Origin of the sequence: Sporofaciens sp. JLR.KK001 (assembly GCF_036941055.1) — a bacterium.
GTDB lineage: Bacteria > Bacillota > Clostridia > Lachnospirales > Lachnospiraceae > Sporofaciens.
The window spans coordinates 4751792-4764888 of sequence record NZ_JAYMNO010000001.1 but is presented as its reverse complement, the minus strand read 5'-3'; the positions used below and the strand labels follow the sequence as shown (position 1 = coordinate 4764888).

14 protein-coding genes and 1 other annotated feature are annotated in these 13097 nt (G+C 48.3%); of the genes, 13 read left to right on the top strand and 1 reads right to left on the bottom strand.

Annotated features, from left to right (window positions below; translation table 11 throughout):
• The first annotated feature begins 16 nt into the window (after positions 1 to 16).
• From VSQ62_RS24225 to tyrS, 4 genes are all read left to right on the top strand, one after another.
• Complete coding sequence (locus VSQ62_RS24225) at positions 17 to 760, top strand: hypothetical protein (protein WP_334637303.1); 744 nt, start codon at positions 17 to 19, stop codon at positions 758 to 760.
• A 71-nt stretch (positions 761 to 831) separates the two neighbouring features.
• Positions 832 to 1509, top strand: coding sequence for a response regulator transcription factor (locus VSQ62_RS24220; protein ID WP_334637301.1), 678 nt, complete (start codon positions 832 to 834; stop codon positions 1507 to 1509).
• Positions 1510 to 1535: 26 nt separating this feature from the next.
• Entirely contained in the window at positions 1536 to 2540 is a 1005-nt protein-coding gene (locus VSQ62_RS24215) for a sensor histidine kinase (RefSeq protein WP_334637300.1), read from the top strand.
• 117 nt (positions 2541 to 2657) lie between these two features.
• Positions 2658 to 2927 (top strand) — a binding site (T-box leader).
• 144 nt (positions 2928 to 3071) lie between these two features.
• Entirely contained in the window at positions 3072 to 4295 is a 1224-nt protein-coding gene (tyrS, locus tag VSQ62_RS24210; protein WP_334637299.1) for a tyrosine--tRNA ligase, read from the top strand.
• A gap of 58 nt (positions 4296 to 4353) precedes the next feature.
• Here the strand turns inward: tyrS and VSQ62_RS24205 are convergent, their stop codons facing one another.
• Entirely contained in the window at positions 4354 to 5664 is a 1311-nt protein-coding gene (locus tag VSQ62_RS24205; protein WP_334637298.1) for an alpha-amylase family glycosyl hydrolase, read from the bottom strand.
• 165 nt (positions 5665 to 5829) lie between these two features.
• Here VSQ62_RS24205 and VSQ62_RS24200 point away from each other — a divergent pair, with 165 nt between their 5' ends.
• The 9 genes from VSQ62_RS24200 (at position 5830) to VSQ62_RS24160 (ending at position 13026) form a co-directional block, all read left to right on the top strand.
• Positions 5830 to 6273 carry a GNAT family N-acetyltransferase gene (locus VSQ62_RS24200; protein ID WP_334637297.1) on the top strand — a complete coding sequence of 148 codons (444 nt, stop codon included), beginning with the start codon at positions 5830 to 5832 and terminating at the stop codon, positions 6271 to 6273.
• Positions 6274 to 6495: 222 nt separating this feature from the next.
• Complete coding sequence (rplM, locus tag VSQ62_RS24195; RefSeq protein ID WP_334637295.1) at positions 6496 to 6924, top strand: 50S ribosomal protein L13; 429 nt, start codon at positions 6496 to 6498, stop codon at positions 6922 to 6924.
• A 25-nt stretch (positions 6925 to 6949) separates the two neighbouring features.
• Complete coding sequence (rpsI, locus tag VSQ62_RS24190) at positions 6950 to 7342, top strand: 30S ribosomal protein S9 (RefSeq protein WP_286153473.1); 393 nt, start codon at positions 6950 to 6952, stop codon at positions 7340 to 7342.
• Positions 7343 to 7569: 227 nt separating this feature from the next.
• Positions 7570 to 7818, top strand: coding sequence for a hypothetical protein (locus VSQ62_RS24185; protein ID WP_502957787.1), 249 nt, complete (start codon positions 7570 to 7572; stop codon positions 7816 to 7818).
• Positions 7819 to 7981: 163 nt separating this feature from the next.
• Positions 7982 to 8164 carry a hypothetical protein gene (locus VSQ62_RS24180; protein WP_334637294.1) on the top strand — a complete coding sequence of 61 codons (183 nt, stop codon included), beginning with the start codon at positions 7982 to 7984 and terminating at the stop codon, positions 8162 to 8164.
• A complete protein-coding gene (locus tag VSQ62_RS24175; protein ID WP_334637292.1) occupies positions 8106 to 8795 on the top strand; it encodes a response regulator transcription factor in 690 nt (229 codons plus the stop codon). Before VSQ62_RS24180 ends, VSQ62_RS24175 begins: the two co-directional genes overlap by 59 nt.
• Positions 8792 to 9823, top strand: coding sequence for a sensor histidine kinase (locus VSQ62_RS24170; RefSeq protein ID WP_334637290.1), 1032 nt, complete (start codon positions 8792 to 8794; stop codon positions 9821 to 9823). The genes VSQ62_RS24175 and VSQ62_RS24170 overlap by 4 nt, the downstream gene beginning before the upstream one ends.
• A gap of 130 nt (positions 9824 to 9953) precedes the next feature.
• Positions 9954 to 10619, top strand: a complete 666-nt coding sequence (locus tag VSQ62_RS24165) for an ABC transporter ATP-binding protein (protein WP_334637289.1) — start codon at positions 9954 to 9956, stop codon at positions 10617 to 10619.
• A gap of 22 nt (positions 10620 to 10641) precedes the next feature.
• The gene (locus VSQ62_RS24160; RefSeq protein WP_334637288.1) at positions 10642 to 13026 is read left to right on the top strand and encodes an ABC transporter permease; all 2385 of its coding nucleotides are present in this window, start codon (positions 10642 to 10644) and stop codon (positions 13024 to 13026) included.
• Positions 13027 to 13097: the final 71 nt, after the last annotated feature.

Below are 13097 nucleotides of genomic sequence, written 5' to 3'. Positions count from 1 at the left end.
AAAGGAGTGGTATTATATGAAGAAGATATTAAGGTTTCAGTTAAAAGATTTGACTTACTCGTGTTTGGCATACGCATTGGTGATGCTGCTGCTCTATTGTGTTCCGCTTGTGATCAGCATTACATTCGGCGATATAGATGTTGGTATTAATGGAAATGGCTTGCCGGGCGCTGTTTTTTGTCTTGTATTTGGGATCGCTGTATATAAGGAGCATTTACTGATGGCGGTTCAGAATGGTATATCAAGAAAGTGTTATTTCCAGAGTGTTCTGTGTGTGTTGGTCATTGCAGGCTGTGCATGCGCATTGATCGATTTGCTTACCCTCTTCCTTGGTGTCCGGTTGGGAGCAGGCTTTTCAGGAAACAGCAATTTTAGAGCTATTGATGTTTGGAAAATGTGTTACCCAGGGTTTTATGACAGGGCAGGAAGCGTGTCAGGCGCGGCCGTAAGCTTTGTGCTGTCGGCGTTCGTTAATTTTCTTCTATTTGCTTCCGGGCTTGTGACCGCAGGAGTATACTGCCGGATGGCGAAGAAGTTCCGTACTTTTTATTGTGTGGGGCTTCCGCTCTTCATGTTTGGCGTGCTGCCTGTGATCGGGGCATATTTTCATAGAGAAGTATTCAAATTGGTGAATGGATTCATGAATATTATGGGATTCAGAAGCAATAATCCATTCCTGGGAGTTCTGACAATGACAGTGCTCATCCTGGCTATCCTGTTCATTTGTTACAGGCTTTTAAGGAGGACGGAGATCAGTTAAGACTTGATATCTTCATGGGCGGTCCGTATAATGAATGTCAGAAGCATATAGAGTAGTCATGGAGAAGAACAATGGTGGAATCTAAGATATTATTGATAGAGGATGACCAGGCGATCGTTGAGAACCTGTCGGCATTCTTGAAGGAAGAGGGATTCGAGGTCACGGCCGCGGACGGACAGACAAAAGCGATGGAGATTCTGGAGTCAGGACGGCCGGATCTGATCCTTCTGGATGTGACGCTGGCGGAGGGGAACGGATACAGCGCATGCACGGCGATCAAGATGAAGTATGATATCCCGGTAATATTTCTGACTGCACTGGGAGACGAATTCTCTGTAGTCACAGGACTTGATATGGGGGCGGACGACTATATCAGCAAGCCGTTCAGGCCCAGAGAGCTGGTCTCCCGGATGCGTTCCGTGTTAAGAAGGGCGGGAAGAAGCGGGGGCGCGGTGTATGTCGGCGATCTTAAGGTAGATACGGAGAAGGGCGCCGTGATGCGCGGGGGAGAGGAATTATTCCTCTCAGCCCTGGAGTACCGCCTGTTCCTTGTCTTCTTGAACCACCGCGGCAAGGTTCTGTCACGGGGGCATCTGTTAGAAGAGATATGGGACGTTGCGGGCGAGTATGTCAACGACAATACGCTGACCGTCTACATCAAAAGGCTTCGGGATAAGATCGAGCGTGATCCGCAGAATCCAGAGATCATCAAGACTGTCCGGGGGCTTGGATACCGGCTGGAAGCGTAACCGGATGGAAAGGAAGCTATGGGATTATGTGGAGATTTCGCAATAGGGATTTTACGATGCAGACCGTCATATCTGCTGCGGGAACGGCGCTGGCCGTATTGGCTGCGAGGCTGGTATGGGGGCGGGAGGCTGCGCTTGCGGCGTTATTGTGCAGTATATTCTGGTGTGTCTTCTATTTTATCTGGGCGAGCAGGCGGTATCGGGAAATACGGACGCTTGCGGGACAGATCGACGAACTCCTGCATGGGAGCGAGGTGCCGGAATTCAAGCATTTCCGGGAAGGAGATCTGGAGATCCTCCGGGACGAGATCAATAAGCTGACGATACGGCTGCGGGAACAGGCGGCGCTGTTACAGAAGGACAAATCTTCTCTTGCAGACGCGCTTGCGGACATTTCCCATCAGATACGGACGCCGCTTACGTCTCTTAACATTTTGCTGGAGCGTATGAAGAGCCGGGAGATCGACTCAGATACAGGGCGGTATCTGCTGCGGGAGTCAGGGAGGATGCTTTCGAAGATCGAATGGCTGGTAACGGCGCTTCTTAAGATGTCCAAGCTGGAAGCCGGGAGCATCGTGCTGCAAAAGGAGACCATCTGTATGGACAGGTTCTTAAGAGAGGCGATCCTGCCCTTCGAGATCGCCATGGAGGTGCATGACAAGAGATTGTATGTCACCGGAGCAGAAGGCAAGAGATTCACTGGAGACTATGCATGGACGCTGGAGGCAGTCCAGAATGTGATCAAGAACGGGTTAGAGTATACGCCGGACGGAGGAAGCCTGTCTATTGGCTGTGATGAGAATCCGCTCTATACGGAGATAGTGATCACGGACTCGGGACCGGGGATCCCCAAGGAAGACCTGCCTCATCTGTTCGAGCGGTTCTATCGGGGAGAGAATGCCGGAACAGACAGCTTCGGAATCGGGCTTGCGCTGGCTCAGATGATACTTGCGCGGGAGAATGCGGTGATCCAGGCACAGAATGCGGCAAAAGGCGGCGGGCAGTTTCGGATACGCTTTTATAAGACATAGGATGATCTGACTGCCTGAGATATTTCATAAAATATAATAAAATATTTTAACAAAAATCTGTCTTGACAAAGTTTGATAAATGCGGTAGGATTCTATTCAAACATATATCGCATATGTGAAAAGGCTTTGAAAAGAAAAAGTAGTGATCTATACACCCATACAGAAAGCCGCCGGCTGATGAGAGGCGCATGAAGGAATGGATCATGAATACATCTTGGAGCTGCACACCGAAAGCGTGCGCCGGGGATTAGAAGACGGAAGCAAGCGAGTAGGCTGTGACGTAGGGCATACGTTAACATGCAGGGCCGTGATCTGCGGCTTACTAAGACCGGTGATGCGAGTGACCGGTGAATCAAGGTGGTACCACGGGAATGATCCGTCCTTATCTTATGATAAGGGCGTTTTTTTTATTCCCGCGAGCAACGAGCCAAGCGGGCATGCTTGCATGCGCATTTGGCGACTGCCGCGGGGTCTTTGACTCCAATTCGGCTCGTTGTTACGTGAAAGTAAAAGAGAGGAGATACATGGATTATGGGAATTTATGAAGAATTACAGGCAAGAGGTCTGATCGCGCAGGTGACAGACGAGGAGGAGATCAGAGAGCTGATCAATAACGGCAAGGCAACCTTCTACATCGGATTTGATCCGACGGCAGACAGCCTTCATGTGGGGCACTTTATGGCATTGTGCCTGATGAAGCGTCTTCAGGAGGCGGGGAATAAACCGATCGCCCTGATCGGAGGCGGGACGGCGATGATCGGGGATCCTTCCGGCAGAACGGATATGCGCCAGATGATGACGGAGGAGACGATACAGCATAACTGCGACTGCTTCAAGAAGCAGATGAGCCGTTTTATTGATTTGTCAGAAGGAAAAGCGCTGATGGTCAACAATGCGGACTGGCTTAAGGATCTGAATTACATCGAGGTGCTGCGGGAGGTAGGCGCGCATTTCAGCGTGAACAGGATGCTGACGGCAGAGTGCTACAAGCAGAGAATGGAGAAGGGACTTAGCTTCCTTGAATTCAATTACATGATCATGCAGAGCTACGACTTCTATGCATTGTTCCAGAAATACGGCTGTAACCTGCAGTTTGGCGGCGACGATCAGTGGAGCAATATGTTAGGGGGAACAGAGCTGATCCGCCGTAAGCTTGGCAAGAACGCAAGCGCAATGACGATCACGCTGCTGCTGAATTCCGAAGGGAAGAAGATGGGGAAGACCCAGAAGGGCGCGGTATGGCTTGATCCGGAGAAGACGACTCCGTTCGAGTTCTATCAGTATTGGAGAAATGTTGCAGATGCAGACGTACTGAAATGTATCCGTATGCTGACATTCCTTCCGCTTGAGGAGATCGATAAGATGGATTCTTGGGAAGGGGCGCAGCTCAACACAGCCAAAGAGATCCTTGCATTCGAGTTGACCAAGATGGTTCACGGCGAGGAAGAGGCCAAGAAAGCGCTCGCTGCAGCGAAGGCGCTGTTCAGCCAGGGGGCGGCGGTGGATATGCCTTGCGTTGAACTGACGGCAGCGGACCTTACGGACGGTAAGATCGATATCCTGACGATGCTGGTGAAGGCGGGCTTAGTTCCAAGCAAATCCGAGGCGCGTCGTGCGGTCACCCAGGGAGGCGTATCGGCAGACGGGGAGAAGCTTACGGATATCTATACAGAATTCACAGGCGACAGGCTTGGCGGCGAAGGAATCGTGCTGAAGAAGGGAAAGAAGAATTTTAAGAAAATAGTCATGAAATAATAAAAGGGGCTGCCGAATGACGATATCATCGTTAAATCGGCGGCCCTATTGATAACCGTTACATTACTTTTAAGTATTGTACGCTGTAGGCAGGCAGTTCCAGACTTCCGTTCATGGTTACTTTCTCTTCGGTCAGCAGATCCAGCGCATTGCCGTTAAGATCCTGATGGCGCGCCGTGTAAGGAGAATCTGACGCGTTGATCGCGATCATGACGCATTCATCGTTAGAGCGGCGTTCAAATACCAACTGATGGTTCTGGATCACCACATTCCTGTATGAACCGTTGCAGATGGCGTCGCTCTTCTGACGGACGGTGATCAGAAGCCTGATATAGTCGGTAAGTTCATTAGGCTTGGGTTCCTCGAAGCACGGCCTTAAGGCGTAATCGTTGTCCGGCGCCTTCTCGCCGGTCTCACCCCATTCGCTTCCATAATATAAGCACGGGATACCGGGCATACCAAGCAAGAGACCATATGCCAGCGGGATGTGCTTCTTATTGGTCAGGATACTTGCAAGCCTGGTAACGTCATGGTTATCGACGAAGGTCATCAGATGCTTGCCCCGGTAAATGCACCACTGGTCCGCGCCAAACTGACGATGCAGGGAGTGGGCGATCTCAAACAGATTCATAGAATTAAAGCTGGAATAGATGCCCTTGTAGCATTCGTAGTTAGTGCAGCTATGCAGCATCTCATCATTGACGATCAGATTATAATCCCCGAACAAGACCTCGCCGATCAATACGAAATCACTCTTTAGCTCCTGTACATAGGAACGCAGTCTCTTCATGAAATGATGGTCAAGGCTGTAGGCGACATCCAGACGCAGTCCGTCGATGTCAAATGTATCTACCCAGAATTTCACACATTCCAGAAGGTAATCGGTGACAGCGGGATTATGAAGGTTCAGCTTGACCAGTTCAAAATGTCCCTCCCAGCCCTCGTACCAGAAGCCGTCGTTGTAGCTGTTGTTGCCGTCGAAGTTGATATGGAACCAGTCTTTGTAAGGGGAGTCATACTTCTTCTCCTGTACATCCTTAAACGCCCAGAATCCGCGTCCCACATGGTTGAATACACCGTCCAGCACGATCTTCACACCGTGCTTGTGGAGACTCTTGCAGACGTCGGCAAAGTCTTCGTTGGTACCGAGACGGCAGTCGATCTGCTTGAAATCCCGCGTGTCATAGCCGTGGTTGTCCGATTCGAAGATCGGGTTGAGCAGGATGGAATCGACGCCAAGATTCCCCAGATATTCTGACCAGTCTAATAATTTGCGGATTCTAGGGACGCATTCGCCGTCGTTGTGTACGGGCGCCCCGCAGAATCCGATCGGATATATTTGGTAAAATACTCCATTGTAAGCCCACATGATAATACCTCTCTTTCCACGCCGGGCCGTCCCCAGAGCGGCTCTGGAACAGTGCGGCGAACTTGATTGAAGTTGTGCAGTGAGTGCACTTCGGAATTATTATAGCAAAAACAGCGATAATATGCTATAGTCAATGAAACAAATTGTGAATGAGGTATTGGATTTATGGAAAGATATTTGTTGAGAAAAACGATGGATTATGAGTCAATGGTAGATCTGTTCGTTCGGTCCGGGCTTGAGATCAGTCCGGAAGATCCAAGGCCGGAAGGCTTGATCACTTGTTTTGAACTGGTAGATGTACAGGAGAATAAGAGGATCGGGGCATCCGGCTTATGTTGTGCTGCGAATGAATATATCCTTCGCTGTGTTGCCGTGGAGGAGGAGTTCCAGGGAATGGGATATGGACGGAAACTTGTGGAAGCGGTGACGGCGGAAGCCGGACGGCTTGGAGCAAAGCGGATTTGGCTTACGGCGAAGGTGCCGGAATTCTATAAGAAGTTCCAGTTTCAGGTGGCGCCAAGGGAGGAGGCCCCGTTCGTGAGCAAATGCGGAGAATGTCCGCAATATCACAATGGATGTGAGTCGGAGGTCATGGTATACTATTTCTGAAAAATGTGGTGAAAAAGTAGCCAAAAGTAGAAGAAAATGGTTGACACACACGGATGCGTATAATATAATTTAACAGTATGACAAAAAGAGAAATGATAAGGAACCAAAGCCCCGGAGCCTTGTTGTTTTCAATACAACCCTATACGGAGGGCCTGTAAGTATCAGGATTTCCGTATATAATTATCATGAATATGTTAATGACTCATTGCAGGAGGTAAACCGATGAAAACTTATATGGCGAATCCAGATAAGATTGAGAGAAAGTGGTATGTAGTTGATGCTGCGGGATGTACATTAGGCCGTTTGACATCAGAAGTAGCTAAGATCTTAAGAGGTAAGAATAAGCCGGAATTCACACCGCATGTTGATACCGGTGATTATGTGATTATTGTGAATGCCGAGAAGGTGAAAGTCACAGGCAAGAAGATGGAGCAGAAGATTTATTATCATCATTCAGACTATGTAGGCGGTATGAAAGAGACCACGTTGGCAGAGATGATGGACAAGAAGCCTGAGAAGGTAATTGAACTTGCTGTCAAGGGTATGCTTCCGAAGGGACCTTTGGGAAGATCCATGATCAAGAAATTGCACGTATATGCTGGACCAGAGCATCAGCAGCAGGCTCAGAAGCCAGTTGAACTGAAGTTTTAGGAAAGTCTGAAAGGAGGATATTAAGATGGCTAATGCAAGATTCTACGGAACAGGAAGAAGAAAAAAATCAATCGCAAGAGTATATTTAGTACCAGGAACAGGTAAAGTTACAATAAATAAAAGAGATATCGACGAGTATCTCGGTCTGGAGACATTGAAGGTTGTTGTTCGTCAGCCGTTGGTGGCGACTGAGACAGAAGGCAAGTTCGATGTGATCGTCAATGTAAAAGGCGGCGGATACACAGGACAGGCAGGAGCGATCCGTCACGGCATCGCAAGAGCGCTTCTTCAGGCAGACGAGGAGTACAGACCTGTGCTTAAGAAAGCAGGTTTCCTGACACGTGATCCACGTATGAAAGAACGTAAGAAGTACGGCCTCAAGGCGGCCCGCCGCGCTCCGCAGTTCAGCAAGCGTTAAGGAATTGTTTATATGCAATGTAAAACCCCAGAAAATTTGTTTTTCAGGGGTTTTATTATATTTTTATTGATTTTATATCATAATTGCATATAATAAAAACAGATAGGAGACTGTCTTTGGAGAGTTCCTGCCAGATAGTGGGAGATATTAAACTTATAGGGAGCAGCAATGCTCCCTCTTTTTTTACTTTATAGGGTGCGCCCAGCTAAGGGCTTGGAATTCGGTGGGTGAAAGTCCTACAAGTCTGCTTTCAATACAAAACAGACGCAGAGATGTTCTATGAATATTTAAAGCGCAGAATGATGCACTTTGGACTGGAAATGGAGGAGGAAAAGACGAGGCTGATAGAATTCGGCCGATTTGCAGAAAGGAACCGGAAAGAACGTGGAGACGGGAAACCGGAGACCTTTACATTCCTCGGATTCACGCATTACTGTTCGCATGGAAGAACGGGAAAGCTGCACGTCCGGTTCTGAGAGGGGTAAGCCCCGTAAGGGACTTACCTACTTACCAACTTGTTTGCTATGTTTGTTCCTGCCATTTTAATATTTGTACGAACTGGCATATCAGTAAAAAGATCATTGGAAATGATACAGTTTTGGGGAATGGCAGCATCAGTATGCAAATGTCAATTATGGCTTGTTGGGCGAGACTATAGAAGCAGTCAGTGGAGTTAGTTATTCTGAGTATATGAATAAAAAAATTTATCTGCCGCTACATATGGAACACACGGCGGCGACACTTGAACAAGGAAGTGAATGTTTTGAAGAAGATTCTAATTGTAGAGGACGATCAGCTTTTGAATCGGACATTGGCATATAATCTGACCTCTGATGGATATGAGGTCATTTCAGTTTTTAATTTTGACACCGCGGTAAGAAAATTGCGGGAGAGTGAATTTGATGTGGCACTGTTGGACATTAACCTGCCCGATGGCAGCGGACTGGATCTGTGTGAAGAAATCCGGAATCGCGGTCAGCATACCTATATCATCTTTATCACAGCCAATGATAAGGAGAGTGATATGCTCAAGGGTTATGAAGTTGGCGGAGCGGATTATGTGACCAAGCCATTTTCTGTGACGGTGCTTTGCAAAAAAGTGGCGGCGGTTTTTGCGAATCTGGAGCTGCGGACACCTCAGCATGATCTGTTTGATGATGGTTTCCTGAAAATCGACTTCTCCGAACAAAGTGCGTCCCTTGCTGGAGAATCCCTGGACTTTACACCGAAGGAATACCGCACCCTGTTTCTATTCGTAAAGAATCCCCGTATCATTCTGACCAAGCGGCAGATTTTAGAGAAGCTGTGGGACGTTGATGGAGATTTTGTGGACGATCATACTCTGACGACGCTCATCAGCCGTATCCGTAAAAAAATCGAGACAGACGAGCGGAAATATATTAAGACAGCTTACGGTATTGGCTATCAGTGGATCGGCGGTGAGTCTCGATGAAGCTGCAAAATTTATCCGTCAGGGCATTTTTGAGAAAAATTATAGCGGGGACTCTGCTCACTGCCGCTTTGCTGCTGTTGATTTTTTCCCTGGTGACGAAAGATGTGTGTGTTGTCATCTGCTGCATTATTTTGACAGTTGCGTTTTATATTTGGGGCATAGTTTTCCTGCACTACTTTCAAAAGAAACTTTCTCTGTTCACCGATGATTTGTGCCAGACATTGGATCACATGATGGATAGTACAGACCGGCCCCAGGTAGATTATGAAGCGGAAACGCTGCTGTCCCGGATCAGCCACCGTCTGGAACGGCTCTACAATGTGATGCAGAAAACCAGACATATGGCGGAGGGAGAAAAGGAAGAGCTGCAATCCCTGGTATCGGATATTTCCCACCAGACTAAAACCCCCATCGCAAATTTGAAGCTAATCAACGATACGATGCTGACACGGCCATTGACAGAAGAAAAGCGCAAGGAGCTTTTGCAGGCCACAGGCACGCAGATGGATAAATTGGATTTCCTCATTCAGGGAATGGTGAAAACCTCCCGTCTGGAAACGGGTGTCATTACGCTGGAGAAACTGGATGCTGTGATCGGGGATACGTTGGTGAGCGCCATCAATGGTGTTTTGGCACCGATGGAACAAAAAGAGATCAGCTTGTCGGTGGACTGCCCATCTGATCTGACAATATCCCATGACGGCCGATGGACTTCCGAAGCATTGTTTAACATTCTGGATAATGCGGTAAAGTACACCTCTGCCGGCGGCAGCATCCAGGTGAAGGTACAGGATTGGGAAATGTATTTGAGGATAGATGTGACGGATACAGGCAGAGGCATCCCGGAGCATTCTCAGGGCACGATCTTCAAACGCTTCTATCGGGATGAAGCGGTGCGTGATATAGATGGGGTCGGAATCGGCTTATACCTTGCCCGTGAGATCATTACCATGCAGGGGGGCTATATTACCGTCGAGTCTAAAGTTGGGAAAGGATCAACTTTTTCCGTGTTCCTGCCCATAAAATAATTCTGAGGCAGCCTGTTTTGGCAGGCTGCCTTTTTTGAAAAATTTTTAGAGGACAATGGATTTTAGGACAATTCTGCAACATTTGCCCTTTATCCTATACTCGACAAATCAAGAAAGGCAGGTAATTGTTATGAAAATTTTGCAGACAACTGATCTTAAAAAATACTACGGCACAGAGCCGAATATTACCCGCGCCCTGGATGGCGTGAGTTTCTCTGTGGAGGAGGGGGAATTTGTGGCGGTGGTCGGTACTTCCGGCTCCGGTAAGTCCACCCTGCTTCACATGATGGGCGGCCTGGATACCCCCACCTCCGGCAGCGTGATGGTGCGGGATAAGGAACCGGCGGAGATGAACGACGAGCAGCTTACCATATTCCGCCGCCGCAATATCGGCTTTATCTTTCAGAACTACAATCTGGTGCCGATCCTGAATGTGTATGAGAACATCGTCTTGCCCGTGGAACTGGACGGGGATACGGTGGATCAGAAATTCATGGCGGATGTGGTGTCCATGCTGGGACTGGAGGATAAGCTGAAGAATATGCCAAACAACCTCTCCGGCGGTCAGCAGCAGCGTGTGGCTATCGCCCGCGCTCTGGTGTCAAAGCCCGCTATCGTCCTGGCCGATGAACCCACCGGAAACCTGGACAGCAGGACCAGCGCCGATGTGCTGGGGCTTTTGCAGAGAACGAGCCGTGAATTTAACCAGACGCTGGTGATGATTACACATAACGATGCCATTGCCCAGCTTGCAGACCGTATTGTGCGGATCGAGGATGGTAAAATCGTTGGATAAAGAAGGAAAGGAGATAATCAAAATGACAGTACCATTTGAGAATGATACAGGAAATATTGTCAGGAAGCTGGCAAGAAAAAGCTTGAAAAGTGAGAAACGCCGGAATCTGATGGTGGTGATCGCCGTGGCGCTGGCAGCCTGCCTGATCTGTTTTTCAATCGTGATGGCTTTGTCTACCCGGCAGATAGAGAAAAATCATGTGGAGGATACCTATGAGGCGGTCTATACCAAGATTACCGAGGAAGATGTGTCCACCCTGAAGGAGCTTGATGACTTCTCAAGGGTAGGAGAGTATTATATGCTGGCTGTGGAACCTGCGGAGCAGGGGTACAACGCCTCTTACATTTATTGTGATGAGGAAACGATGTATATTGCCCGTGACCAGATGAAGCTGCTGGAGGGATGCCTGCCCCAGAAGGAGGATGAAGTGGCGGTGAGCCGTTATTTCCTTTCAAACTACGGTGCAGACGCCGGGATTGGCGAAAAGGTTGTACTAAGCAGCGAGTGTTTTCACGGAGAATATACGGTGACGGGCATTCTGGAAGGCTATAAGGAAAAAGAGGTAAATGGATCTTCCATCCTTCTTTCAAAAGAAGCCCTGAAAGGATGGAGCGGCTACGACCCTTCTGATTATCGCGTCTATGTGCATTTTAAGAATGAGCAGCAAATGGATGAAACCCAGCTGACTTCCCGCAGCCGGGAGATCGCCAAGGAATATCAGCTGGAAATGCCAATCATGAACCTCAGCTATATGAAGTTCTATAAAGAACCGGTGGATGTCAGTATGTTGGCGCTGGTTGCCGGAATTGCAGTTCTGGTCGTTCTCGGAGGGTATGTTGTGATACAAAGTATCTTCCGAATCTCTATCAATGACAAAATCCAAAGCTACGGACAACTGCGGACCATCGGCACAACGGCAAAGCAGATCCGCCGTATTGTAAAAAAGGAAGGCCGCTGCTTAGGATGGGCCGGCATTGGAATCGGTATTTTGATGGGATGTGCTGCTGGGTTTGCTCTGTTTTCCCGTGGGTTTAATCTGCCGTTTTATGCAGCTGCGATTGTTTTGACTGCACTGCTTGGCTGGTTTATGGTATCCATTGCGATCCGCAGACCGGTAAAGATTGCGGCAGGTATCTCTCCTATTGAAGCAGTCCGCTTTACTGGCAGTCAGAGCGGAAAGTCCCGCACGCATAAGAAGAATATGCGGCTAAATCCGCTCTCCATGGGAATTGCAAATTTCAGGCGTGACCGTAAAAAGACTGTCAGCATCGTGGCTTCCCTGAGTCTGGGCGGGGTGCTCCTTTTGGTGACGGCCTCTATTCTTTTGGTTCGTTCGCCGGATCGGATCGCAAGACAGTTTTTCACGGATGGGGATTATAAAATCTATATACATTCTGAAAAAACAGAATATGAGGTGATGTCGGAAGGAAATCCTTTGAGTGAAGCGCTTCGGCAGGAAGTGCTGGCCGTAGACGGCGTAACAGATGTGATAGAGAATCGTCAGGCGGTTCATGTGCGGTTTGAAAATGAGGAAAGTTCTTCCGGTGGAATGTGCGATCTGTTGAGTGACCGAAACAGGGATAAGATGAAAGCGGCGCTTGTGTCGGGGACTTTACCTCAAGATTCCCATAGTATTGCGCTTGATATGAAATATGCAGAAGACATGATCAGTGTAGATGTGGGATCGGTTATAGAACTTACCATAGGGGATCGGGTGATGCCTGTCACTGTTTCAGGTCTGATTACGAACGATAAGCTGCAAAATGGTCACGGCGCTCTGGCCTTGGACAGCACCTGCATGATCGCAGCAAAAGAGTTGTTTCAGGAAGCAATGCCTATGATCGATTGTTTTGATTATTCCTGGAGCATTGTCGGCGATCCTAAAAAGGCGGAGCAGATTGAAAACAGTCTGAGTGCAATCATTTCTCCCGATCCGGACCTTGAATTGGATACCATTGAGATACATAGGGATTATGAGGAAATGGAAAACCGGGTTATTTTTGGAGGGTTTCAGGCGCTATCGTGGCTGGTATTCCTCTTTGGCGTGGTCAACCTCATCAATACCACCCTCTCCAACCAGATGTCCAGACAGAGGGAAAACAGTGTCTTTCGCGCTGTTGGTCTGACCAGAAAACAGCTTTGCCAAATGACCATCTATGAGGGAATTTGCTATGCGTTTTCTGCTGCGCTGGCAACTCTGGCAGTCGGACTTCCGATTGCAGTGATAGCTGCCCGAAAATTAAGCGAACTGACTTTCCATGGAGCAATTATGCCATATTCCTTCCCTTTCCTGCAAATGGGGCTGTTCGTTCTGGCACTGTTTGGTCTGGAGGTTATTCTGTCCTTCTGGACAATGCGCAGACAGAAAAATCAATCTCTTGTGGAAAAAATGCGGGCGATGGAATAACCGTATAGGAAGATAGTACAAAAGTAAAAGAAATTTTCATAAATCCCCGCCTGTTCCGGCTTGTGCGGTTT